The 25065-nt window shown below is 60.2% G+C and carries 19 protein-coding genes; 9 read left to right on the top strand and 10 right to left on the bottom strand.

The features are described 5' to 3' along the window. Positions 1–330: 330 nt before the first annotated feature. The 4 genes from NKJ75_RS24505 to NKJ75_RS24490 form a co-directional block, all read right to left on the bottom strand. Positions 331–1302 carry an amino acid ABC transporter permease gene (locus NKJ75_RS24505; RefSeq protein WP_023687785.1) on the bottom strand — a complete coding sequence of 324 codons (972 nt, stop codon included), beginning with the start codon at positions 1300–1302 and terminating at the stop codon, positions 331–333. A 19-nt stretch (positions 1303–1321) separates the two neighbouring features. Further along, positions 1322–2602, bottom strand: a complete 1281-nt coding sequence (locus NKJ75_RS24500) for an NAD(P)/FAD-dependent oxidoreductase (protein WP_023833999.1) — start codon at positions 2600–2602, stop codon at positions 1322–1324. 144 nt (positions 2603–2746) lie between these two features. Beyond that, entirely contained in the window at positions 2747–3574 is an 828-nt protein-coding gene (locus NKJ75_RS24495; RefSeq protein ID WP_023736090.1) for a transporter substrate-binding domain-containing protein, read from the bottom strand. A 298-nt stretch (positions 3575–3872) separates the two neighbouring features. Further along, complete coding sequence (locus NKJ75_RS24490) at positions 3873–5075, bottom strand: MFS transporter (protein WP_023712240.1); 1203 nt, start codon at positions 5073–5075, stop codon at positions 3873–3875. 176 nt (positions 5076–5251) lie between these two features. Between NKJ75_RS24490 and NKJ75_RS24485 the strand changes: the two genes are divergently transcribed. The 4 genes from NKJ75_RS24485 to NKJ75_RS24470 all read left to right on the top strand — a co-directional run bounded on the left by NKJ75_RS24485 (position 5252) and on the right by NKJ75_RS24470 (position 8425). Next, entirely contained in the window at positions 5252–6163 is a 912-nt protein-coding gene (locus NKJ75_RS24485; protein ID WP_023744461.1) for a LysR family transcriptional regulator, read from the top strand. 289 nt (positions 6164–6452) lie between these two features. After that, a complete protein-coding gene (locus NKJ75_RS24480) occupies positions 6453–6656 on the top strand; it encodes a hypothetical protein (protein WP_023667962.1) in 204 nt (67 codons plus the stop codon). A gap of 224 nt (positions 6657–6880) precedes the next feature. Next, positions 6881–7135 carry a hypothetical protein gene (locus NKJ75_RS24475; RefSeq protein ID WP_023699977.1) on the top strand — a complete coding sequence of 85 codons (255 nt, stop codon included), beginning with the start codon at positions 6881–6883 and terminating at the stop codon, positions 7133–7135. 315 nt (positions 7136–7450) lie between these two features. After that, positions 7451–8425 (top strand): L,D-transpeptidase family protein, encoded by a 975-nt coding sequence (locus NKJ75_RS24470; protein ID WP_023744460.1) that lies wholly within the window; start codon positions 7451–7453, stop codon positions 8423–8425. Between the two features lie 87 nt (positions 8426–8512). On the opposite strand, the gene NKJ75_RS24465 is transcribed toward NKJ75_RS24470, so the two are convergent. From NKJ75_RS24465 to NKJ75_RS24445, 5 genes are all read right to left on the bottom strand, one after another. Further along, positions 8513–10483, bottom strand: coding sequence for a CHASE2 domain-containing protein (locus NKJ75_RS24465; protein ID WP_196813856.1), 1971 nt, complete (start codon positions 10481–10483; stop codon positions 8513–8515). Positions 10484–10573: 90 nt separating this feature from the next. Further along, complete coding sequence (locus NKJ75_RS24460; RefSeq protein ID WP_023687780.1) at positions 10574–11398, bottom strand: FecR family protein; 825 nt, start codon at positions 11396–11398, stop codon at positions 10574–10576. After that, entirely contained in the window at positions 11395–12609 is a 1215-nt protein-coding gene (locus NKJ75_RS24455; protein ID WP_352500307.1) for a tetratricopeptide repeat protein, read from the bottom strand. The genes NKJ75_RS24460 and NKJ75_RS24455 overlap by 4 nt, the downstream gene beginning before the upstream one ends. Positions 12610–13144: 535 nt before the next feature. Continuing rightward, positions 13145–14332, bottom strand: coding sequence for a magnesium transporter (locus tag NKJ75_RS24450; protein ID WP_023736095.1), 1188 nt, complete (start codon positions 14330–14332; stop codon positions 13145–13147). 504 nt (positions 14333–14836) lie between these two features. After that, positions 14837–15553: a pentapeptide repeat-containing protein gene (locus NKJ75_RS24445; protein ID WP_023687777.1), complete on the bottom strand. Its 717-nt coding sequence runs from the start codon at positions 15551–15553 to the stop codon at positions 14837–14839. Between the two features lie 1445 nt (positions 15554–16998). Here NKJ75_RS24445 and NKJ75_RS24440 point away from each other — a divergent pair. The 4 genes from NKJ75_RS24440 to NKJ75_RS24425 are packed head-to-tail and all read left to right on the top strand — an operon-like array spanning position 16999 to position 22581. Beyond that, positions 16999–18447, top strand: a complete 1449-nt coding sequence (locus NKJ75_RS24440) for a TolC family protein (RefSeq protein ID WP_023687776.1) — start codon at positions 16999–17001, stop codon at positions 18445–18447. Between the two features lie 37 nt (positions 18448–18484). Continuing rightward, on the top strand, positions 18485–20617 hold the full coding sequence (locus NKJ75_RS24435; RefSeq protein WP_023687775.1) for a type I secretion system permease/ATPase: 2133 nt from the start codon (positions 18485–18487) through the stop codon (positions 20615–20617). Positions 20618–20660: 43 nt separating this feature from the next. Continuing rightward, a complete protein-coding gene (locus NKJ75_RS24430) occupies positions 20661–21950 on the top strand; it encodes an HlyD family type I secretion periplasmic adaptor subunit (RefSeq protein ID WP_352500306.1) in 1290 nt (429 codons plus the stop codon). Next, positions 21940–22581 carry a ribbon-helix-helix domain-containing protein gene (locus NKJ75_RS24425; protein ID WP_023712249.1) on the top strand — a complete coding sequence of 214 codons (642 nt, stop codon included), beginning with the start codon at positions 21940–21942 and terminating at the stop codon, positions 22579–22581. The genes NKJ75_RS24430 and NKJ75_RS24425 overlap by 11 nt, the downstream gene beginning before the upstream one ends. 85 nt (positions 22582–22666) lie before the next feature. On the opposite strand, the gene NKJ75_RS24420 is transcribed toward NKJ75_RS24425, so the two are convergent. Then, complete coding sequence (locus NKJ75_RS24420; protein ID WP_352500305.1) at positions 22667–23605, bottom strand: transglutaminase-like cysteine peptidase; 939 nt, start codon at positions 23603–23605, stop codon at positions 22667–22669. Between the two features lie 322 nt (positions 23606–23927). On the opposite strand from NKJ75_RS24420, the gene NKJ75_RS24415 reads away from it, so the two are divergent. Continuing rightward, positions 23928–25065: hypothetical protein (locus NKJ75_RS24415; RefSeq protein WP_352500304.1), on the top strand; the 1138-nt coding region annotated here is incomplete at its 3' end.

Genomic DNA, 25065 nt, shown 5'->3' with positions numbered 1-25065 from the left:
GCGAACCACGTGGCGAACTCGGCTACCATCGATACATAGCGATAATGGTTGGCCCGGAGGACATGTTAAAGTCGTTGATTTTATCGATTTGTCGGCGCGGGTGAAATCCAGCAATCGGTCGAAGTTGCCGGGCAGTCGGCCAACGACCATGCTCGTCCAGCACTTGCTCTATTCTGCCCTCCGATCGGGCTAAGCCGATGAAATACCGGGTTGACTCACCCTTGACGGCGTCGCCGAACGGCGTGCTGTGGCGTACAATCTGCAGCTGCTCTCCGAAGCTGGCTGTTGCGGTGCTGTGCAACTCGCTTTGGCGAAAATCACGGATGACGATCAGCGCTTGAGTGAGCGCCCGAACCGGTCCTCGATCCGCGACTGCAGGAACTCGAGCCCCATCGAGAGCAGCCAATAGATCATCGAGGCGGTGATGAGCATCTCGATGTGGCGGAACTCGGTCTGGCCCTGCGTGCGTGCGAGATACATGATCTCCCAGACCCCGACCACCGAGACCAGCGAAGAATCCTTCAGCATCGCAATGAACTGGTTGCCGGTTGGCGGCACGATGACCCGCATCGCCTGCGGCAGGATCACCAGGAACATCGTCTGGTTAGCGCTAAGGCCGAGTGCCGTAGCACCCTCGGTCTGGCCGCGCGAGATGCTTTCGATGCCGGCCCGGAAGATCTCGGTCATGTACGCGCCGTAGCAGAGCGACAGCGCCATGATACCGGCCGGCACGGCGCCGATCACATAGCCAATCTGCGGCAGGCCGAGATAGATGATGTAGATCTGCATCAGCAACGGCAAGCCACGAAACAGAGAGGTATAGAAGGTCGCCAAGCCATAGACCACGCCGTTGCGGGAAAGTTTGGCGATGGCGCCAACGAAGGCGATGAGGGTGGCGATGGCGATCGAAATGGCCGAAATGTAGAGGGTCGTCACCACACCCTTCGAGACGAGGAAGCCGATCTTCTTGGCGATGAACGCGAAGGACAAGTCGAAGGAATAGAAAAACAACATTAGCAACACGAACAGCTCTATCCAAACTGCCACAATCTGCTGTTTGCGGCTGAGATACCGCAGCGCGTTCCAGTTCGCCACCAAGATCAATGCGATCAGCACCGCCGAGACCGCCCGCCCGACGTCCGGGTTGGCGGCGAGCCACTCGACCGACCCCGGAACGAGCTTGCCGAGCCAACTCGCTTTGATGCCGAGCCCATACAGGCCGGCGGCGATGGCGGCGAGCACGAAGAACACGCCAACGCGGCGCGCCGCGTCCGGGTGGTTGAGCAATAGTCGGCCGATCACGTCTTCGATCTCCCTGCGGTCAGCGGGCCCGCTCGCGCCACCAATCCTGCGCCTGCAGCTTCCAGTAGGTGAGTTGCGCAACCGCAAGTCCAGCCGGGCCGCCCGCCCAGGCAAGGCCGAAGGGTGCGAACAGCCGGTACCGGTCCGATTGTCCCAGTATGGCTTCGGCGATCAACTTGCCGGCGACCGCCGTGGTGTTGATGCCATGGCCACCAAAAGCCGTGAGGTACCAGACGCCCGGCTGCAACGGGCCTATCTGGGGCATCATGTGCCGGGCATAAGACATGAGCCCGGACCAGGCGAGTTCGGTCTTGAGGTGTTCGAGCTGCGGATAAGTGGTGACCATCTCACGGCGCAATTGCCTCGCCAACACGCCCGATGAGGCTGCCCGGGTGGTGATGCGCCCTCCCCAGAGCAGCCGCCTGCCGTCTTCGACAACACGGTAATAATCGCCTGCGCGACGGTTATCGCCGACGGCGTCGGTCGTCGTAATCGCCTTGGCGATGAGGTCAGGCGCCTCCTCGCTCACCATAACGTAAGTGGCGATAGGCAGGAATGCCCGCTGCAGCCGACCGACCAGTGGCCCCGTATATCCGCCGGTGGCAACTACGGCCTGGCGGGCGCGCACTTCGCCGCTGTCGGTACGCAAGATCTTTTCGGCGCCGTCAAGGTTAGCTTCAACGGCAGCCGTTCTCTCGTATATCCTGCCGCCCAGCCGTTCGATTTCGCCCGCAACGGCGCGCAGATAGTTAAGCGGATGCATGTGGAAGGCGCTGGGATCGCGCAGGCCTTGGTGGTAGCGATCCGAATGCAGCACCGCTCGCACCTGGTCGCGATCGAGATAGTCGAGCCGATAGTCGAAATCCCGCGCCAGTTGCTCCGCATATGCCTTGAGCGCGGCGCCGCCATCGTGGCGAAGCACGCTCAATATACCGGAGCGCGGCTCTGCCGCCTTGATGTCTAGATCGCGGATCGTCTGCCGCACGAAGTCGACGCCTTCGATGGACAGGCGGTGCAGTTTTTGTGCCGCGTCGACGCCGGCCATCGCGGCGATGTTGTCGGTGCCGGTGGCGAAACCGGGATTGACGAAGCCGCCATTGCGACCGGAGGCGCCGAAGCCTATCCGCTGCGCCTCAAGAACGACGACCTGCTGGCCGGCGCGAGCCAGCTGCAACGCCGTCGTCAGGCCGGCCAGTCCGCCGCCGACAACGACTGTCTCGCACTCGGAAACGCCGCTCAGCGGCGGCCTGATGGTGTTGTCGGCAAGCGTGCGTCGGTAATAGGTGTCAGGACATGTCATGATCAATATGATGAGGTGGCAGCACTAGAGCATTTTGCAGGCAGGCGGAGCCGCCCGGTGTCGTGGAAATGCGGCTGAAACAAAACAGATGGAGCGGGATGTTCAATTGAATGCATCCCGCTCAAGCTTTATCCACGACGCTCCTCAGTCGGCGCTGTAATCCTTGCCGTACCACTTGGTGGTCAGTTTCGCGAGGGTACCGTCCTTCTTCATCTCGTCGAGAATGCCGCCGATCTTGGCATTCCACTCGGCATCACCTTTTTCCGCGATCACCACCAGCGGCTCACGGAAGGCATAGCCGCCTTCCAGGACACGCAACGGGTAGCCGTTCTTTATCGCGTTCTGAGCCGTCTGTTCTGGTGCGATGACCGCGTTGAGGCGCACGCCGTCGCCAAGCCTCAAATCGTCGAACGGCAGCATTGAGTCGGCGAAAGTCCTGATCTCACCTGGCTCCAGCTTGTATTCGATGGGCGGCAGGCCGGGAGCATCGATCTCGAGTTGTCTGCGGATGAAATCCTCCGACGTGGTGGCGGTCTCGACGCCGATGATCTTACCGTTCAGGTCGGCGACCGATTTGGCCGGGCTGTCCTTGTGAACCACGTAAACGTAGGGGCTATAATAATAGATGCCTTCGAAATCGATCACCTTGGCCCGCGCTTTGGTCGGCGTCACCGAGCCGACACCCAGATCGTAGCGTCCCTGCCAATGGCCGCCCGTCATCGTCGCCCAGTCCGGCGTGTCGAAACTGACCTCCACACCGAGGCGCCTTGCGATCTCCTTCGAGACGTCGATATCGAAGCCGACCAACTGATTACTGTCGTCGAGGAAACTCTGCGGCGGCCAACCGCTGTTTGTGGCGACCACCATTGCCTTCTTCGAGGTAACCCGGTCGATGGTTTCACCCGCCGACGCCGCAGACGCGAACGCGAGCGTGGTAGTGGCCAAGGCCAGCCACGCGATCAATTTCCTCACTTGAACCTCCCTCTTCATCGTCATTCAGACATATGCTTCCCAGAGCGCGCTCCCGTAGAGAAACAGCAATTGAGAGCGCGGCATGAGATCGATCTCATATCAGCACACATATCGACGAGGGGATCAAGTCCTTTTTCAAGTAGCCAGTTGTCCTCCGGGGGCGCAAGCATCGGCACCCGCACGGTGCGGCGGAACCCGCGTTTGATGTGACGCGCGTGACTTTCAAGACAGAGGAACGAAGGTCTACTTCAACCTACACAGCATCATAGACAGATGGCGGCACAGGATGGCTTGCTGTCTACGAGTTTCCGATGTTCCGGTTAAGCATGGGTGCGCGGCACACCGGCAGCAGCACCAGCAGGATGATGGCGGAGTCGACCCAGAGGACCCTGTTCACGCCCATCGTGTCGACGATCTGACTGGTCGCTAGGGTACCCACGGAGATGGCAAGATTGAAAGTGAAGCAGTAGATGGCCGTCGCGGTCTCCGCGCTTTCTGGTGCTGCACTCAGCACCCACGTCTGCAGCGTGATGGGCGCCGCGCCATACGCGAAGCCCCACACCAGCAGCAGGATGGTTCCTGTGAGCGGCGTGACCCCGAGCAAAGGGAAGAGAGCCAGCGTGGCGCCGAGCCCAATGACGATGCAGGCCAATGTGCGACCGACGGATTTGGCGGCCCAGACGCCTGCGACGGCGTTGCCAATCATTCCGAGAATGCCATACCCCAACAGTAGCCAGCCTATGCTCCCTGCAGTGACGCCCGAGACCTCCAGCAACACCGGGCTCACGAAGGTGTAGGCACCGTAGTGAGCAGCCACCAGCAGTGCGGTCGCAACCACGCCCGCCAGAAGGGCGGGATTGCGCAATTGCGCACGCAGGGCTTTCACCTCCACAGGCTGCGCCGCCTCCAGCTTCGGAAGCACAAGCAGGGCGGCGAGCAGTATGGCAAAGCTCAGACCGGCGAGAGACCAGAACGCGCCGCGCCAGCCGACTAGATCACCGATGATCGTGCCGGCCGGCACGCCCAGCACCGCAGCGGCACTTACACCGCCGAAGACAATAGTCATGGCGCGCGGCACGGACGGTCCAGGAACAAGGCGTACTGCGATGCTCCCGGCTATCGCCCAAAAGCCACCGATGGTGATCCCGACGAGCAGCCTGGACGCGAGCAGAACGGGAAAGTTCGTTGCAAGCGCTGAAATCACGCTCGCCGCAGCCATTGCCGCGAGCAGGCCCGCCATCAGAATACGCCGGTCGAGCCTCCCCACTGCCAACGGCAAACCGATAGAAGCGAACGCCGCAATTACGCCGGGTATCGTCACCGTGAGACCGCCACTCCCAATAGAGACATTCAACTCGGAAGAAATTGCCGGAATCAGCCCCACAGGGAGTTGCTCCGCAGTGATCATCGAAAAAATACCCAGCGATACGGTGAGCACGGAGAGCCACATGCGAACAGTGGCTCCCTGTTTCTCCTGAAGGGCTGCTTTGGTCAGAGACATGATCACCTCCAGCCCGCAAGAAGGCACTCGACGCCGACGTTTCGGGCAAATGTTAGAGAGACGGATCGGGCAATTGATCCCGGCCTGACTTCAGATAATCTGTCCACCGTGGATTGATAATGGAGGGAAATATGGATGGTGAATTCACGAAACGTGAATGAAAGAGGTGATTGCAGTTGGACCGGCTGACCAGCATGACCGTGTTTGCCAACGTCGTCGGTGAAGGCAGCTTCGCTGGAGCGGCCAAGCGGATGCGACTATCGCCAGCGGCCGTGAGCAAGCATGTCCAAATGCTGGAAGAGTGGCTTGGCGCACGCCTTCTCAACCGGACGACCCGGCGCATCAGCCTGACAGAGGTCGGCGCCTCCGTCTACGAGCGCAGTCTGCGCATAATCGAGGATGTCGAGGAAGTTCGTACGAGCGCGGCCGAGAGCAAGACACGTCCGACCGGCTCACTGCGTGTCAGCGCGCCGATCTCCTTCGGCGCGATGCACCTTGGGAGAGTCGTTGCAGAATATCTCGCGGTCTATCCGGAGGTGTCGGTTGAGTTGGTGTTGGACGACCGTGTGGTTGATATCGTGGAAGAGGGCTTGGATGTCGCGGTACGCATCGCTCCACTCACGGTTTCCAATCTGGTTGCTCGCCGAATCGCGCCCTCACGCGAGGTGGTCTGCGCTTCGCGCGACTATCTGGACAGACGCGGGCGTCCCACAAAGCCGTCGGATCTCCACGACCATGATTGTCTGGACTACGCGTTGCGCGCCAGCCGCGGAAAATGGCGGTTCGACGGACCAAAGGGGGAAGTGGCGGTAAAAATCACTGCACGGATGACGGCAACGAACGGGCAGCTCCTGCGCGATGCGGCGCTGGGTGGAGCAGGCATAGTACTTTGCCCCACTTTCCTTGTTGGAGAAGCCATTCGTTCGGGCCAGCTGGAGACAGTGATGCCCCAGTTCAAGCCGGTAAGCCGGTCGATATACGCGATGTACCCGTCAAGAAGGCATCTTTCCGCCAAAGTTCAAAGCTTCGTGACGCTTCTCGCCGCCCGCTTTGGTGAGAACCCACCTTGGGACAACTTTGGACCATGACGACTGGAATGTTGGGCCCAGAGGCCGCGCGCACTTGCACGGCCTTACTGTGCATGGGACCAGCACCCTGGGCCAAGGGGCGGTGCATATCGAGCCGTCCAGCACCTTTTCGAGACTGAAGCATCCGCTATTTGCCGACGGTCAGTCGCTGAGGCTCAATCCACCGCCCATCCTAAGCGCCGCCACAGCGCAAGTTGTAGCATCTGCGGTGTCTCCGGTTCTCTGCGGCCACCGGCGGAACGGGTTGTAAGCAGGCGCGTTCCTCCAGCGTCAAGCTTGGAGAACATACATGGATGACGAGCTGCGCCTGAAGTTACAAGAGCTGAGCCAAAGCATGCAAACGCGAGCGGCCGAACTTTCGACGCTCGGCGGCAGCGCAGACATAAGTACGGTGATGTCGGGGATCGCCGTCGCTCTGGAGGCGCTACTGGTGATTGCCGAAGAGATGAAAACGCCACGTTCCGGCCCTTCGGTCCTGCCCGACGCTACATGAACATCTCCGATCGTTTGGGAGAGGCTCCAGAGCGAGAGCGCCTACCGCTCACCAGCAAATCGCTCGCCGAGGAACTGGCTTTAATCCACATTCTGGGTTGGAGAGTGGAGAGCGCAATCTACTCGGTGGAGTACTCCAGGTGGGGTGAGCGTCGGCAGAAATGGATTTTGCACTCGACGATGCCTTTTGGGTAATCGAGGACGGCCTTAGGACGGAGGACCACGATGGCTTGGATGGCCGCAATTTGCCCGATTACAGATGAGCAGGCGCTCGTTAATTCGGAGACAGTTGGTGACATCCGGGAGTTTCGCTGTCCGAGTTGCGGCGACTTCAAAATCACGAACTCGGCCACCGCGATGTTCAAAGGCCTATCGGCAGAACAGAAGTTGGAGCGCTTCGAATACGCTAGAGCAATCGCGGGCGACAACGCGATCACAGTGACGACGGAACATGGATCTATCGATACCGAAGATCAATAGAATACCCGCCCGATAAGCCGGTTCCCAGCGCATCTCCTCACTTGCTGCCCTGAGACCATTTGACTGCCGGTCCAGGTAGTGGGCAGTTTGAAGGTAGAAGCTCACGTCAACATGGCCAGACCATTTTTACACTGCCGATCTGCGAGGCCAGCAACGCCTCTCGTGAGGGGCAAGGCATTGGGCATCGAACGTCTCGGACCGGTCGGCGGCGTAAGGCTGGTTGCCTATGATCCTCCTACCGGCGAATGGAACCAGATCTGCCACAGCGCGTCATAGAAGCAGATCAGGTGCGATTTAACGCAAGGAGTGACATCGATGATCAGGCTCCTTCTCCTCCTCGCCATTGCATTCGCCTTCGCATGCGGCGGGACGGAGGCGGCCAAGCTGGATCTAGCCGCGGTAAATCAGGCGCAATTCTCCGCCGGCGACCCGAAAGGGCTCGATCCTGCCGTGCTGAAGGCGCAAATTTTTTTGGATCGTGCGCGCTTCTCACCGGGGCTTATCGACGGCCGCCTTGGAGAGAACTTCGCCAAGGCGGTCAAGGCCTTCCAGGCGTCGAACGGACTGGCGCCAGATGGCAAGCTCACCCAGGCGACTTGGGACAAGCTGATGGCAACCTCCACCAGCCCAGCTCTGGTCACCTATGAACTGAACCGCAAAGATGTACGCGGCCCCTTCACCAAACGCATTCCGGGGCGCATGGAGAGGATGGCTCGCCTGAGAAGGCTTGGCTATCACGACTCGATCGAGAAGCTGGCGGAGCGCTTCCATGTGAGCGAACCATTGCTCAGGAGGCTAAACCCAGGCACCGGATTCAGGAAAGCTGGAACCACGCTGCTGGTACCAGATGTTGGCCGAGGTGAACCTCCCGCCACCATTGCCGGCGTGGAAGTCGACAAAGGCGCTCATCAGGTGCGCGTGCTCGACCCCTCCAATAAAGCGCTTGCCGTCTACCCTGCGTCGATCGGGAGCGACGAGAAGCCGGCACCAAGTGGGCAGGCAGAGATCCAAAGGGTGGTGCACAACCCGACCTATCACTACGATCCCGATTTTGCATTCAAGGGAGTCAAAACCAAGCGGCCCTTCACCATTGCTGCCGGCCCTAACAATCCCGTGGGATCAATCTGGATCGACCTCTCCATCGAAAGCTACGGCATTCACGGCACGCCCGAACCCGGCAAGATCGGGAAGACCTTCTCTCACGGCTGCATTAGGCTAACGAACTGGGATGCCGAGGACCTCGCCTCAATGGTGCACAAACATATGAAGGTGACTTTCAAGGACGAGTGACGCAAGCCGTCGCATCCCTCGATGGTCGCCGAACGAGATGTCCGTCTGTGCCCGTGACAATCGCATCTTGCGATCCGCTGGATCCGATCAGCGGATGCTCCGGGTTCGGGGTGTCAGGTCAAGCGGCGCCATTTGCACGGATGGCGGCGAACCAACCACCATGGCGGGGGCGCCAGATTGCTCACCACGTTGGCTCTCTACTTCGCGGCTCATACCTTGTTGAGCAGCTTGCATCTCCGGAACGGTGAAAACCGGCACCTCGCCCTTGAAACCCTGGAGCTCAAAGGCGCCCGCCTGGACGACCGGCATCGATGCTCCTGCCGCAAAGCCGGGTCCAAGCACCAGGGGGATGCCCAGCTTCTTGGTCGTCGATTCGAGCCGTGCCGCGCGGTTCACGGGGGAGCCGATCGCGGTGTAATCGAAGCGCCGTTCGGAGCCGAAATTGCCTACCGAGCAGATGCCGGTCTCGATGGCGACGCCGATTTCGATGGAGCGATGGCCATCCGCGGTGAAGGCGGCGTCTTCGCGCCTCACCCGCTCGATAAGGGCCAGGCCCGCGTCGAGCGCACGCTCACGATGATCGGGTTGATCTAGCGGTGCGTTCCAGAAGGCCAGCACCGCATCGCCCATGAACTTGTCGATGGTGCCGTCGCGCTTGAGGATCTCATCGGTCGCAATGCCGAGGAAATGGTTGACCACCTTGGCGATCTCTTGGGTGTCGAGCTGTTCGCTCATGGTCGTGAAGCCACGTATGTCGCTGATCAAAATGGTGATCTCGCGCTTCTCGCCGGACAGGATTGCCTCGGTGTCCGAGCTTGCGAGGCGCTGCACCACGGAGGGCGACAGATATTGGGAGAACTGTCGCGTCAGGGTGGACCGGCGCTGCTCGCTGCGCCTGTAGAGGACATAGCCTTCGAAGCCCGCAACCATGATGGTTGCAAGCGCCGGCTGCAGCGGGTCATAGAGTGCACCCTGCAGGCTGTACTCGAGAGCGCCGAACACGAACGGCGTGACGGCCAGCAGCGCCAGGGAGAGGGCGCCAAGCACGACACGCCCGGCGAGCACTCCGGAAACCCCGATGAAAACGACGGCACTGAGGAGAAACCAGAGCCGCTCGAGCATACGCGCGTGCGCTGGCTCTGCCAGGAAGCGCCCGGCAAGCATCTGGCCGATCGCATCGGCGTGGATCTCCGCTCCTGGTCGCGCTGGACTCGTCGGCGTGGGCAGGTACTGCGTCAGGCCCACAGCCGACAGGTCGACAATGGCGATGGCGTCCCGCAGCCGCGGATCGCCATGGCCCGAAAGGATAGTGCTGGCAGACAGGCGAGGCGTGTCGGTGGCGGTTTCCCAGAGGCGGATGCTCCCCTCCGGCTCGAGCGGCACAATGGCGCCTGCCATCCTGAGTGCGTCGAACCCGGCTGCATTCATCCGGGCTGTGTAACCGTCCTGTCCAGCGTAAAGGCGCAGGAGCTCGAGTGCGAAAGACGGCCACAGCTGCGCGCGTTGAGGGGTGTTGCGAAGCCAGAGCAGCGGCACATGGCGCAGTACGCCGTCGGGATCGGGCAAGGTGCGAATCACGCCGAGGCCTGCGGCGGCGTTCGAGAATTCGGCAAGCGACCCGGTAAGACCGGTGAAGCCGGGAAGTGTATCGGGTACTTGCCCGACGATCGACCAGCCGGCTTTGGGTTCTGCTTCTGAAACCGTCGCTTCATTGCCCAGGCTGACGGCAAGCGCCGTTCGATTTTTGGACAGCGCCGCTGCCAGGCGCTTGTCTCCGGCCATGCCCTCAGGCGAGGTGTCAGCCTCGGGGAGTACCAGCGCAAGCCCGACCACCGCCGCACCGGACTGCGTGATGCCATTGACCAGATCGGCCAAGAGGCCACGGTTCCAGGGCCATCGCCCATGTGCCTTGAGGCTGGCGTCGTCTATCGAGACGATCACGACAGGATTGCTCGTCGCCTGACGTGGGGCGAGAAACTGATAGAAGTCGTACGTCCGCTCACGCAGGCGCGACAACGGCCCGTCAAAAGCCAAATGGCAAGCGAGCAGCAGGAGCACGACCACAAGGCCGGATATTTTGCGTCTGCCGGCTTGCCGCCAATCAGCCCAGCGCCTACCGACCGAGTGGCTCATCTCGTGCAGCCAGGCCTAATCGCAGTTGTAGTAGTAGCAGCAACCCTCACCCTCACACTCGCCCCGCCGCCCCCCGCTGCCCGCAGGTGGCGTTGGGCTGTCAGGGAATTCCATGACCACTCCTGGCAGTGCGCCGTCCCTGGACCCGCAGACTTTGAGCGAGGAGCCTAGAGCCGACGCACAAATTGCGCTTACGTCCAACCCAGGACCCGGTGCGCCCGGCAGGCCGGTTCCCGCTATCCGGTCGATACTGTCCAAGATCGGGAAGGCGTCGATGCCGCCGTAGCCGGCCAGAAGCTTGCCATCGTCCGACGTGCAGGCGTAGCCCGGGTTCGTGATGACCAGCCGTTTGCCATTGATCGTGCAGGTCATGCGGCCGGCGCGCAATATGCCGACGGTCTGGCCGGCTGCCACCAGCACTTCGATGATGCCGCCTCTCGCTCCGAGCACCATGTGCGGCGTCGCAACCTGCATGACGCCCCCTTTCGAAACCTGGCCGCCATAAAAACGGGCCAGGCCGCTGTTCATCCCGATGTCGATCTTTCCCGACCCGGAGCCCGGATTGTAGACGAACTCATCGATCGTCAGGCTGGTGTTTGGACCAATTTTGGCGCTCGATTCATCCCGGAACACCAGCATTCCGAGACCGGTGGGATTGCTGCGCAACTGGTCGCCGAGTTCGACGCCGGCGCCAACGTTCATCGTCCCGCCGTTATTGCGGACGATGATGGTCTGGTAGGCCGTCATCGACCCGACCGTCTCAGCAGCGGATGGTGCCGCGAAGGCGAGGCAGGCGATAAAAATGACGATCTGATGATACCTCATCGCGGCCTCTTTCAATTGAGCGTCAACGTATAGCTCATGAGCATTTCGAACGATTTTCGGTCGCGGTTGGCGAGGGCGAAGTTGGTTTTGCGGTAGGCGAGATCGACGCTGATCTTCTGCGCTTCCGTCAGCTGAAAATCGCTTTCCGAGGCAATGCGCCAGAAGTCGCTCTTGATATTTGTGCCGATGCCGACGGACAGATCGGGAGTGTCGCTGTGGCCGGCCGATAAGGCGATCTGGTGCGACCATGCGAAAAAATCCGGTACGTTCATCAACAGGCCGCCATAGCGGACCTCGCCCGTATAGCTGCGGCTGATTTCGCCCGATCCGGAAGCGAAGTCATTCGAGCCGACAAAGCGCAAGCCGAGCGCCTGGCCATTGCGGAAGCGGTAGCTGCCGCCTGCCTCATAGAAGACCCTGCTATCCGCGAAAATGCCTTGCGAGGCGCTTAGATCGATGTAGCCGCCACCGGCGAAGAGCGTCGTCTCGACCGTCGGGCGAACGACGAAACGTCCACTGAGGCCGATACCGGTTTCGTAAATGTCGCTGTCGAAACGATCCGTAACGGTGAACGCGGAAAGCAGCAGGCGCAGCGAATCGATCCCGCTGTTGGGCAGTCCCTTGTCCCAGGTTATCGCTGCGTTGCCGTGGATAAAAGTCTTCTCGCCACCCGGAACCGACAGGTCTTCCGTGAAAAGACGCTCAGTCGCGGTCAACGACCCCGAAAGAACGAGCGCGTCGGCACTTGGCGTGCCGAGGTCCCACCGCACAAAACCTTCCGCCTGCCCGTAAGGCGAGACGAAGCTGTCGTCGTCCTGCGCCCCGCCTGGCTCAAAATCGGTGAATGCGCTGAATACGCCGCCGGTCAGGGCGAGTTCCCAGGTGACGCCACGCAACGCGCGCTCGATGCGGGCGAGCAGGCGAACAGCTTCCTGTTGCTCACTTGCGGTCAGACCCCCGACTTCGATGCCGTACTGCACCTGCCGCCGGGCCAATTCATAGGACCCGACATGGTAATACAACCGGCTGGCCGCAAGCCGGGCGCGCGCATCGCGGGGGTACTGGATCAGATACTGCTCGATCGAGGAGATCGCCTGATCGTATTGCCCAGCGTTGACCGCAACCGTGACGAATTGGGCGAGCGTTCCATTGTCGGCCGGACTGGCGATGCGGGCCGCAAACGCATCGTCATAGGCCCCAAAAAGACCTTGTGCGCCGGCCGGCAACACGCCGGCACAAAGCAGCGCTGCGGCGAAGCCGAAGATCGTTCGAAACGAAGATTGCATGCCGAGAACCCACCCCAAACCCGACTAGTGCGAGGGATTTAGCACGACTGCAAGAAAAAGGCGACTGAACGGTCGCCGGACTTATGCGAGTCCTCAGCAGCTGTTGCAGCTGCGCAACAAGATATCGGGTTTATTCCTATTTCGGCTGCGCTGATTGTCAAAAACTCTTCTCAACATTGCTGCACGTGATTGAAGTATTTGGCCCAAGGCTTAACAAAATCAAATCTCATCAGTAGTGGATCGCACAGCCGACAAGATTAATATTGGGTGGGCGATCCTGCGTATCTGGTCACCAGGCTTCAAGGTCACCCACGGCTTCTCCAAAGGCCTTCCGTCGCGTTTCGCAAGGGACGGAGAGCTGCCGGAGGTGCTTCTCACGAGGCGTGTGCGATTCGGCCCGGGTCTTGCAATTTCTTTGAACGCGAGGTCAGCTCATTGCCTCAACGCCCAGGGACGCGTCACCGCACGCAGCTTGCTACAGCACGAGCATGGTGGCCAGCCCCAGCATCAGGCCCATGCCTACAATATCGGTCACGGTGGTGAGGAAGATCGCCGAGGCGACCGCCGGATCGGCGCCTACCCGGCGCAGGCCCAACGGGATCAGCACGCCGGAGATGCCGGACATGAGGCACGATCCGGACATGGCAAGCAGGATCACAAGTGCCAGCATCGGCGCCTGCGCCGCCGACGCCGGTTGCCTCGAGGCATAGAACCACATCGCCGCAGCCGCAACAACGCCGACGAGCACGCCGTTGGCGGCCGCGAGCGCGCCCTCTCTCATCACCAAGTGCAGCTTCGGTCGTTTGTCCACATCCCCCAGGGCAAGGCCACGCAGCGTCATAGCCAGTGCCTGGCAGCCGGTGTTTCCGCTCTGCCCGGCCAAGACCGGGAGAAACGCCGCCAGAGCAACGATCTTCTCGATCGTGCCTGTGAACGAACTGACCACGAATGCGGCCATGAAGGCCGTCAGGAGATTCAACTGCAGCCACGGATGACGCTTCAGGAAGGCTGAAAACAGCGGCGTAAAAGAGCGCTCCTCCTTCTGGAGGCCTACCATCTGGCCAGACTGGGCGGAAATCTCGATGATTTGCTGCTCGAACAATCGCCAGCCGCGAACCTGCCCGAGCAGCCGGTTCTCCGCATCCACCACCGGATAGACAGGATAGTGACGCCGTACCGCCGCCTTGCATGCGTTACTCAAAGAGAGACCGACATCAAGAGCGAACGGCCTGGGCAGCATGATGTGATCGACAATCGCGTCGGGTTCGCTCAGCATCAGATCGCGCAGGACCGCTAGGCCAACCAGTCTATTGCCCTCGTCCGTGACGTAGAGATAAGTGAGCTCGGTCGGCACCTGGGCGCCTCTGACAGCTTCCACCGCGGCAGCAACCGTCGTCCCGACAGGAACGCTGGCGGGGATCGGGTCCATCACGTCGACGAGCGACTCGGGGATCGCGAAACCCATCTCACCGTCATGAGAGCTGATGGGCCGCATATGCAGTGGCAAATGCTCGGCCACCTTACGGGCGTGCCCGTCCGGCAACAGCTTTAGTGTGTCGCGGATGAACTCGGGAGACTCTCTAGCGAGCAATTCAGCTGCGTCATCAGGTGCTCGAGCACGCAGCGTGCGCACCAACTTCTGAACGCCGGTCTCTTCGTTCATTTACTATGGCCCCCCAATTGGAAAGTGAAAAAGTTGTGAAGTATCGGATCGCACCGGGGCGGAAATACGACAGCTTCTTCCGGCCCCAGCAGTCCGCTTTGTGGTTGTCGCAAGCGCCGCCTGCACACTCCTAGCTTGAGAAGGCAAAGCAGACGTCTACATTTTGGGCGTGCCTTCGGTCAGGTCAGCATGGGAGTGTCCGCGCTACTTCCCTCGCTTTTCAATCTTTAGATTTGGGAGGTCGGGTCGCTTGGATACCACACCGGCCTCCTTCAAGGCTGTGTATCCAACCTTTTTGAGGAGCTTCTCTGTTTTGGCGCGCTCCTTGTCCAGAGCGGTATCACCTTTGACCTTGGGCATCCGTCCTCCATTTGGTCGTTGTCGTTCGCCGGTAAATGAGATTGCCGGAAATGTCCCGCAGTGTCGTGCTTTGACCCGCGGCCGAGGACTGAATTGAGGCGCTTTGCCGCCCGGCAGCCTTTGGGCGGGAAGCGGACGGGCGGGCTATTCCTGCTGGAATTGACAGGGCCAATCTTCTGGCCTCGTCATGCCAGAAGGCAACTCGGTCCGGGCGTCTCCACAAGCCATGTTGAGCTGCCACTGGGACAGACCCGCCGAATTGGATAGATCGAGGCCCTCGATACGGGTCAGAAAGAAAAAAGCGCCGTCAAAGTCTATCGGTGCGGTGAACTTCGCTCCTCGGAAATCCGCCCGCGCGAGATTGGCAAACGAAAAGTGGCTGCCGCTGATATCGGCGTCATGGAACTGTGCACGCCCCAATTCCGCCTTTGTGAAATCAACATTGACCAGATTGGCGTTCTGGAAATTCGAGCGCTGCACTTCCGCGCCCGTAAACACAGCGCCCTGCGCGTCCATCTGGCTGAAGTCGGTCCTGTACGCCTCGATTTTGTCGAACCGGGCGCCTTTGGCGGTCGAGCCGGCCAGGGAAGCGCGCACAAGCGTTGCCTTCTCAAAATTTGCCGCAAGGAGATTGCTGTTCCTGAGGTCGGTCGAAGTGAAATCAACACCGAACAGGTTTGCCCCGCTCAGGTCCTGTCCTTCCAGGATGAGAAGCTTTTTGTCACACTCCTGCCAATTGACGCCAGGCGTCGCGGCTGCGTAGCAATCTTGAGCGGCGGTGGCGTTTTGCCAAGCCAATACAGTGCAAACCGCCAGAACCAAGCCGGATCCGCCGTAAGCTCTGGTTCGTCTCAAAGTCATTGTTGCTGGACCCCTCTGCTACTCGTCGACAATCAGCCTTACCACATCTGCTGACACTCGAGCCACGGTAACGACCGCCGTCACAGTTGCGCATCAACGATCCGCCGATAGCCAGCGGCAGCTTGCGAAATTATCGAGAGGTGGGGAAAAGCTTTGACGGTAGAGTGCTTTTTCGCGGATGCGATCACAAAACAAAGAGTTCGGCGTAAGCCGTGAGTTATTGGTGGGCCCGGAGGGCGCACGGAAATTGTTGATTTTGCTGGATTTTGGTGGGCCAAAATCTGAAAGGTCCCGTATCATCCCGTATGCTCCCGCGACCCCAAACTGCCGACCATAGCTGACCTCGTTTTGCAAACGTTGGGAGACAGGGTCCAGAACGGCGGAAATGGGGACGGTTGCAGATCGGCAGCTGTGGCAACAGCGCGCGACCAGCTGACGGTCTAGCGCCTCGATATGGCCGATGAGACTTGGGAAGTAACAAACAAGCGGCAGCTTGCAGGCAGTTGTGATCGGTGGAATGGATTTACGAGTCGAGGCGCCGGACCAGGACCGGCTCACTTGCCTCGAAGTTCAGCCTGTTGGAATGGCGCGGAGGAACGAGTAGTGGTATCTAACGAGCCGGCGGCCCTCGATGTTTGACCGCGCTCGTCCTGCAACTCTCGTATGTCGTCCTGCAAAGTGGTGGCGCAACCGACCACTTCGTTCCGCATTGTTTAAACAGCGTATGACTCAATTCCAGTCAGATTTTTTTCTGAGCTGCGAAAAGGCGGACACTAACCGTCAAAAAAATTGCGCTTTTGATTTTAACGGAAAATCGCCGCAAGAACTATTTTGAGGTTTCACCAGCTATCGGGTTCAATGGAGCGATTTTTGGACCTTGCGGCATTCGATGGCCTACAGAACCGCCTCAAAAAGTACCGTCACCTCTTCGGTTGACCGAGTCGTTGATCGGCCGTCATATGAGCCCTATGCTGGCACGCTGGCCAGTGAAGCAGTTGTCGGCCTTTATTCGCCGGCTCAGGGATTTATGCCCACGCTTCAGGTCGAAGAAAGACCGGGGTGTCGGTTCCAGGCTCTGGCAAGCGGGCTAAGATTATCCTGCCGATTGTAGCCGCCAACCAAGATGTTGTCGGTCACCTCGCTGAAAAAATACACCCAGAAATAGTCAAGCTATCAGGAGCAAATAGGTCGTAAGGTGGCCTTGCGGTCCTCCTTCCCGGAGCGGTTTCGCTTGCCTGTTCAAACTCGGACGGCTGTTACTCAAAAACCGCAGTGGGTATTTTATGTGCCATTTTTGCGACATTCTATAGAATTTTGCTTGAATTTAGCGTTTTAGCGGTCCCTAAATCAATAAGTGCTCCCATATTTTGCAAATTTGTGAACAATCACGGTTGAGTTGTAACGCCTGGCAATAATGGCGCAGGGGAACGTTGGGGTGGGGTGAAATGAATACGACATCTATGTCGGCGATAGGCAAGCGCCTCGGCCTGCTGACGACGGTCGCCATATTGAGTTGTGGGAATGCTCACGCGCTCACTCTCCAGGAGGCGATGGCGGTTGCGGTGGAGTCCAACCCCGAAATTGGCCAAGCGATCGAAAACCGCGAAGCAATCGAATTCGAGCTACGCCAAGCGAAGGGACTTTATCTTCCCAGCGTCGATGTCGAGGCGTCGGCGGGGGTTCGTCGTCTCGACAATTCCTCCCGGCGTTCGCTGTCCATAGAGGATGACGCGCTCTATCCGTCGGAAGCCGATGTCGTTGTCACGCAGACGCTTTATGACAGCGGCGCAAGGCGGGCGGAACTGAACCGTCAGGCGTCGCGGGTCGACGGCGCATCGTTCCGGGTGCTGGAACGGTCTGAATTCATTGGACTGTCTGTCGTCCAGGACTATCTCGAATACATGCTGCAGGCTTCGATCGTTTCGGAAGCGAAGAAGAATCTGGGCTTTCACCAGGCAATCCTCGGCGACATCCGGCAAGGTATTGCAGGCGGCGCGTTGAACGAGGCTGATCGCCAGCAGGCCGAGGAGCGGCTGTTCGCTGCCAAGGCACGTATGCAGGAGGCGACCGAAGAACTGGAGGCTTCCAAGATACGGTTCTTCAAGACGGTCGGTAAGCCGCTGACCAACGCGTCAAGGCCAGGCGATGTCTCGAGCGCGCTGCCAAGGTCGCTCGACGACGCGCTAGGGCTGGCGCGACAGAACAATCCGCGCGTCCACATGGCCAACAGCGATATCGACGCCGCCGCCTCCCTGGTGGATGCGGCGCGGGCGAAATTCGGGCCCTCCGTCATCGCCGAAGGCCGCGCCCGCGGCGGCTATGACATCGACGGCGACGATGGCGACGCCAGCGACCTGCAGGCGCGGCTGGTGCTGCGCTGGAACCTCTATCGCGGCGGCATCGACAAAGCCAACGAGCAAGAGCAGGTCCGCCGCACCAGCGAGCAGCGCCTTGTGCTGCACCAGGTTCTGCGCGAGATCGAGGAAGCCGTCCGTACGTCATGGGATCGCCGCTTCCGGCAGGCCGATCTGGCAAAGACATTGAAGCTTCAGGCTGCCGCCAACGAAAGGCTGGTGGCGTCCTATCGCGAGCAGTTCAAGGTCGGACAGCGCTCGCTGCTCGACGTGCTCGACGCGCAGAACACGCGGTTCAACACAGCTACGCTTGCCGACACCGCATCCTACGCGTCGCTTTTCGCGCAGTACCGGCTGCTGGCGGCAACCGGGCAGTTGCTGAAGACCATGAATCTTCAGCCGGCAAAACAGGCCACCGCCTATGCCAAGGCCGAGTTCAATGCGCCTGAAACGGCCGACACCGAAACCTATGCGCGCACGCCGTCGGAGCAGACGAACGATCTGCCTTTCGACATCCTCGCACCGGTAAGAAAGAAGTAGGAAGGTCAAGGTCGAACGATAGTCCTGCGGGCCGATCGTGAACCCACAACCCAAAATCCTCTCCCCAAAAGAGGCGTTCAAGGCCTGCTTCTCCGCTGTTGCCGGGTACCTGGGCAGGCCGAGTTCCGAGACCGTGCTGTTTGCCGGCGTGCCGCTGTCAGACACCCGCATCGATATCGACGCCATCCGGCATCTTGCCGAACGCATCGGTCTTGAAATCACGGAATTCAGCCATCGCGACTTTCTTCGCGGACGCATCGACCTTCCCGCCATTCTGTTTCGCGTCAGCCAGTTGCCTGTAGCGCTGCTTGCCCAGACCGAGGACGGTGGATTTACGACCGCTCCCCAGGAAGACGGCCGCACGACAATCAGCAAATCCGAGTTTTCCGGAAGTTATATTAGTGGCGGCGTTTCGTTCTCGATAACCTATGCCAACGCAGTAGAGGCGATGAGCGTCGGTTCGGCGGCCAAGATCGAGCGGCGACATTGGCTGACCGGCACGATGGGGCCGTTCTGGCGCACCTATTCGAAGGTCATCCTGTCGGCGGTATTCATCAATCTGCTGGCTCTTGCCTCACCGATCTTCACCATGAACGTCTACGACAGGATCTTGCCGAACAAGGCGATATCGACGCTCTGGGTGCTGTCGATCGGGATCGGCGCGGTCATTCTGTTCGACCTGCTCTTGAAGACCGCCAGAGCGTCACTGATCGACTATGCCGGGCGCAAGGCCGATCTTCGCATCTCCTATATGCTGTTCGAGAAGGTGCTGAATTCGTCCTTGTCGGCAAGGCCCGGCTCAACCGGCGAATATGCAAATCGGGTGACCCAGTACGAGTTCGTGCGCGAGTTTTTCACGTCGAACACCATCAGCGTCTTCATCGACACAGCCTTCGTCTTCGTCTTTCTTCTTGTCATCTATGCGATAGGCGGTTGGCTGGTCGTCATACCGGCTATTGCCTTTGTGGCCTCGGTGATCGTCGGGCTGATCACGCAACGGCGCATCGGCAAACGCGTTGCCGCTTCCATGAACGAGGCTTCGCAGCGCCAGGCCCTGCTGGTGGAATCCATCTCCACGCTGGAAACGATCAAATCGCTGCGCGCAGAGGCTTACCTTCTGCGAAAATGGGCGGAGCATTCCAAGAACGCATCCAACACGTCCGAGAAGATCAAACAGCTTTCGGCTGCCGCCGGCAACATAACCCAAGCCATCCAGCAGATGGTCACCGTCGCTTTGATCGTGGCCGGCGCCTATGCCTTTTCGGAAGGGCATGTCTCGACCGGCGCCATCATCGGCACCGTCATGCTGGCAGGCCGGGCGGTGGCCCCGCTTGGGCAGATTGCGATCACCTTGTCCAGACTTCGCCAGGCGATGCTGTCCCTGCGAATGGTGAATTCGATCATGGCGCAGCCGGAGGATCGGCCGGACACGGTTGGTTTCGTCAACCGCCCCATTCGCAACGGTGCAATGGCATTCAGGAATGTTGGCTTTGTCTACCCGGGTTCCGAAAACGAAGTGCTGACCGGCCTGAATTTCTCGGTGAAGCCCGGTGAGCGGATCGGCATCATCGGACGCATAGGCTCGGGAAAGACGACCATGGGGCGGCTGATCGGCAGGCTTTTCCTGCCGACCTCCGGCGAGCTGCTGCTGGACGGGATCGACATCCGTCAATACCACCCGTCGGAGGTTCGCGCCGCGGTCGGGATCGTCGCGCAAGCCAACGATCTGTTTTCCGGCACCATCAAGGAAAATCTCCTGATGGCGTGCCCGGAGGCGACCGATGAGCAGATCGTCGACGCGGCCAAGGCTGCCGGCGTCGACGACTTCGTCTCCCGCCATCCGCGAGGTTACGACATGAATGTCGGCGAGCGCGGCACCAATCTCTCGGGCGGTCAGAGGCAGACAATGGCAATTGCCCGCCTGTTGCTGACCAAACCGAAGATCGTGTTCCTGGACGAGCCGTCCGGCTCGATGGACCTGGCTTCCGAACGCCAGCTGATCAAGCAGCTCAAAGTGGCTTTCGATCGCAACACGACGCTGATCGTTTCGACGCACCGCTTCAGCATGCTCGAGCTGGCCGACCGCCTGATTGTCATCGAGCAGGGCAAGATCGTTGCCGATGGACCGAAAGACCAAGTGATACAGGCGCTGCAGAAAACAAGCGCCTGACGAACAGAATTATGCGTGAATACAGCACGTTGGGACGTGGTAAATGCTAGCCAGGGAAGACCGTCCGCCGCTTTTTGCGTCGGCTTCGATATTCATTATCGGAGCGCTCTTTGCGAGTTCGGTAGCCTGGGCGTCCTTTGCCGAGGTCGATGAAATCGCACGCGGCGACGGCAAGATCATACCGGCGTCGAAGACCCAGATCATCCAGGCCAGCGAGCCGGGCGTGGTCCAGGAAATCGCCGTGACGATCGGTCAGGTCGTCAAGAAGAATGACCTCATCATTCGTCTCGACAACACCTTCAACACTTCCAGCCTTGGCGAGCAGCAGGCCAAGGCGCGGGCGCTGCAGACGCGCATTGCACGGCTCCAATTCGAACAGACCGGCAGCCTCGAGGGCGCGTTTCCCTGTCCGTCCGAGATCCAGAAGGTGGCGCCGGAAATCTGTGACAACGAGCAGAAGCTGCTCGTCGCGCGGCGCGACAACTTCGAAGTCAAACTGTCGGTTCTAAAGTCGCGCCTCGATCAGCGCGAGAAAGAACTCGACGAAGCCAACGCCAATGCCGATCGCCTCACCAAGAACCTGGCCGTCAGCGACCAGGAGGCGAAGCTGGTCGAAGCGATGGTCAAGAAAGGCCTGATGGCGCGAACCGAGCAGCTCCGCGTCGAGCGCGAGCAGACCGAGCTCAATGGTCAGCTGACGCTTGCCGGAGAGACCATCAAGAAAGCCAGGTCTGCCATCACGGAAGCCAAGCTTCAGGTCGACGAACTTGGCCTGCAACTGCAACAGGAAGCGCTCAGCGATCTGACGCAGGCGCTGGCCGATCTCTCGGTGGTGGACGAGACGATACGCGGTGCCACCGACAAGGTGGCGCGTACCGATATCCGTTCGCCTGTCGATGGTATCGTCAACACGCTTGACATCAACACGGTCGGCGCCTTTGTCCAGCCCGGCGCGGTCGTCGCGGGTATCGTGCCGACGTCCGAGACCCTGCTGGTCGAAGCCCGGGTCTCACCGCGGGACGTCGCCTTCATCCGGCCGGGCCAGGATGCCCTGATCAAGGTGACCGCCTATGACTTCTCGATCTTCGGCGGCATCGAAGGCAAGGTGTCGAACATCACTGCCGACAGCCTTGTCGACCAGAAGACCGGCGAACCGTACTATCAGGTGCGTGTCGCCACCGACAAATCGACCCTGACACGCGACGGCAAGACCTATTCGATCATCCCCGGCATGATCTGTTCGGTCGACATCAAGACCGGACGCAAAACGATTCTCACCTACCTTCTGAAACCAATCAACAAGGCGCGGGAGGAGGCAATGAGTGAGCGATAGTGCGATCTCCCGCCCGGTCGATCGCGACCGGCTGCTGCCACCGCTGGCGAGTGAGGATTTCGGTCTCGAGTTCCGGGTTGTGGCGCGTGGCGGCACGCGCCGCGGCATTCGTCTGGAGAGGGCGTTCTGGACTTCGCTGAAGCAGATGGCGGAAAGCCGCAAATGCACGATCGGCACACTGATCGAGGAAATTGCAGAGAGCCACGCCAACGCCGGAAACCTGACATCGGCAATCCGCGTAGCCTGCATGCGTGGACTGGCCGACCAGAACGTCACCTTGCAGAGGCTCGCCTCGATCAAGACCATCAACGCCATTCTCGTCGCCTGTCCCTCGCCGGCCTTTGCCCTGGCATCGTCGAAGAAGATCCTGACCTTCAATGCGCCGTTCCAGCAACTGGTGCGGCGGCAATTGCCGGTGGCGCCGAACGAGGACGCGCGCCAGGATCTCAAGCTGGCGCTGGACCTCAATGTCGCCGACATATTCGCCAGGCTGGACGCCAATGGCGAGACGCCGGTCGCGACCGGTTTCGTCATAGGCGCCGGCGACCGCCGCTACCGCGGTCAACTGAGCGCGGTGCGGGCGCCGGTGGTCGAGCCGGAACTGCTGATGGCGTTCGTCTTCGGCGGCTAGAGCAATTCCGGGAAAAGTGTGAGCGGTTTCCGTGGAAAATTGCGTCAAACAAGAGATAGAGCGCTCAAGACTCTCTGATGGGAGCTTACGGCTGCATACCTTCACCAGGCGCGACCGTCGAAAGGCCGCCCTTGATATCGGCTATTTGAGCAGAACCGGTCTTCGCGCCATGGATCCACGCGCGATCGGTGCTGAACGAATACAGCGGCACGTAGGTCGGCAGGTCTGTGTCGCGGGAAACTACATTGCTCAAACTGTCGAGAATGAAGACGCCGCTGCCGGTGCTGACCGACAGCACGGCATGAAAGAAACCGCGCTTGCGATCCTGCAAGACGACCAGCGACATGCTCTGCGCCGGGATGCCTGCATGCAGCAGCGCGGCCATCTTGAGGATGGCGAAATCCTCGCAGTCCCCTGCCCGCCGCTCAAGGATTTCCCGGGGCTTGGCCCAGTAGTCGAGCTTGCCGTAAACCACGCTGTCCTTCTTGTAGGCGATGGCGCGATTTATACTTGAGTTGACGAAGGACAACTTATCGGTGAAGCGCTTGTTCCCGGCTGCCTTGACGATCTCGGCAAAGGCGCTGTTCTTGCGTTCGCACGCGCTGCTCGCGGTACAGTCGACAATTGCCTTGTAGACCGGCGCCCAGCGCGCCGAAACGGGGAAATTGCGCATCGACAGGGCAACAGAACCGAACACGCCGGGAATGATCGCCGCCGTCTGGATCGGGTCGATCCCGGCGGCGGGCGGCGCGATCGAAGAACCACGCTTTTCATCAACGGCAACAGAGCTGCTGAAAATCATGCCGATCCAGTAGGCTGGAACCGGCTGCCATGGCTGCGGCCGAGCCAGCGAAACGCCGCCGAGACTGGAAGGGGTTTCGACCGCCGCCAGAACTCCAGCGGCAGCGCCGGCATTCACGGTAATTGCTTTCGCGGATGATGGCTGCGGCAGGCTTGTGATCGCCATTGCCAGCAGGATGAGCCTGAGCCCGGTTATTCCCAGGGCAGATTTTTCTTTTTTCATAACGCCCACCTCTTGACTGTGGACGGTACCAATCTTGTCTCAAATTACTGGAAAGGAAGGTGGATAAGTTTCCTTCAATCGGGAATACCCATTTTGTGTAAAATTTTATTCAAATTTATACTTCTGTTTACCAATCCAGCTCAGCCGGCGGATATCAAACGAGGCGCGGCGCGGCCAATGCATATCAGATTATATCTCCGCGTTTACCACGCGTAAAAAATGCCGAGACTTGCATACCAGGATATATGAAATTGATTGCGGGACAGTTGCAAAGCAGAAGTCGTCACTGTCTCTATCCGGGAAATGCCGGAGGGGTTTGGCTATGACGACGAGTAACGATTTGGATACCGTCTCGAATTCTTGGGACGAGCACTCTTCACATGAACATGGCGGCTCGCCATCGCAGGCAGGCATCCAGGTAGCGCAGGCCGCTCAGGCGGCGCCTGCCGAGCCGGTGCCGGTCGATGTCGGCAGTGGCGCACCCGTTCAGCCGGCAGCACCCGCGGAGGCGAAAGCGCCGGCGGCAGCCGCGCCGCATGAATACGTGGCCGACGCCAGCAACATCGTGAAACTTCCGGCGGACGTCTCCATCGACAACATCAAGGTCGACGGCCACAATCTGTTGCTGGAACAGGCCGACGGTTCAGTCATCCTCATCAAGGATGGCGCGCTCAACGTGCCGACCTTCATCATCGGTGATGTCGAAGTTCCGCGCGTGGCCTTGCTGGCCGCTCTTGAAGCGAGCCACGTCGATGTCGCCTTCGGTGCCGATGGTTCGATCTCGGCCGGCCCGGGCGGTTCGAACCCAAGCGCCGGCGCAGACTTCTCGGTTCCCCCCGGTGGCATCGGCGACGGGTTCGGTCTTTCGGCACTATTGCCTCCGACAGACCTGGCGTTCGGCCAGCCGGATCATCGCGAGCTGTTCCCAAGCCTGCGGCCGGATTCCACACCGTCGATCATCGACCTGACGCCTTCCGTCGAGGGCGGCGACACCATCGTCAATGAAAAGGGCCTGCCGGAAAGCCCTGGGCCGGAAGGTTCGGGCGAAGCGTCGGCGCCAGGCGTTGACGGCGACATCTCCGAACACAACACCGGCACCTTCACCATCGCCTCTCCCGACGGTGTCGGCTCGCTGACCATCGCCGGCCAGGTGATTTCGGGCGCGGCTCTTGCCAACAGCGCATCGACGCCGATCGACATCATCACGCCGCTCGGCAACACGCTGACCGTCAACGGCTACGACGCCAGCACAGGCCAGGTGAGCTACAGCTACACGCTCGTCCATAGCGCGACTCACCCCGACGCGGGGACAGATTCCATCTTCGACGACATGACGATGACGGTTACCGACACCGACGGAGACGTGTCCCTTCCGGGCACGCTGTCCGTCAACATCGTCGATGACGTGCCGACCGCGGTTGCCGACATCGACAGCATCGGGGCCGGCCTGTTCGGCCCGG

This window comes from Mesorhizobium sp. M0058, from assembly GCF_040323095.1.
GTDB lineage: Bacteria > Pseudomonadota > Alphaproteobacteria > Rhizobiales > Rhizobiaceae > Mesorhizobium.
This window is presented reverse-complemented; position numbering and strand designations above follow the sequence as displayed.

Coding starts and splice junctions, on each gene's coding strand:
- NKJ75_RS24500 (WP_023833999.1), bottom strand. CDS start 2,602: ATGACATGTCCTGACACCTATTACCGACGCACGCTTGCCGACAACACC.
- NKJ75_RS24490 (WP_023712240.1), bottom strand. CDS start 5,075: ATGTCTCTGACCAAAGCAGCCCTTCAGGAGAAACAGGGAGCCACTGTT.
- NKJ75_RS24480 (WP_023667962.1), top strand. CDS start 6,453: ATGGATGACGAGCTGCGCCTGAAGTTACAAGAGCTGAGCCAAAGCATG.
- NKJ75_RS24475 (WP_023699977.1), top strand. CDS start 6,881: ATGGCTTGGATGGCCGCAATTTGCCCGATTACAGATGAGCAGGCGCTC.
- NKJ75_RS24470 (WP_023744460.1), top strand. CDS start 7,451: ATGATCAGGCTCCTTCTCCTCCTCGCCATTGCATTCGCCTTCGCATGC.
- NKJ75_RS24450 (WP_023736095.1), bottom strand. CDS start 14,332: ATGAACGAAGAGACCGGCGTTCAGAAGTTGGTGCGCACGCTGCGTGCT.
- NKJ75_RS24445 (WP_023687777.1), bottom strand. CDS start 15,553: ATGACTTTGAGACGAACCAGAGCTTACGGCGGATCCGGCTTGGTTCTG.
- NKJ75_RS24440 (WP_023687776.1), top strand. CDS start 16,999: ATGAATACGACATCTATGTCGGCGATAGGCAAGCGCCTCGGCCTGCTG.
- NKJ75_RS24430 (WP_352500306.1), top strand. CDS start 20,661: ATGCTAGCCAGGGAAGACCGTCCGCCGCTTTTTGCGTCGGCTTCGATA.
- NKJ75_RS24420 (WP_352500305.1), bottom strand. CDS start 23,605: ATGAAAAAAGAAAAATCTGCCCTGGGAATAACCGGGCTCAGGCTCATC.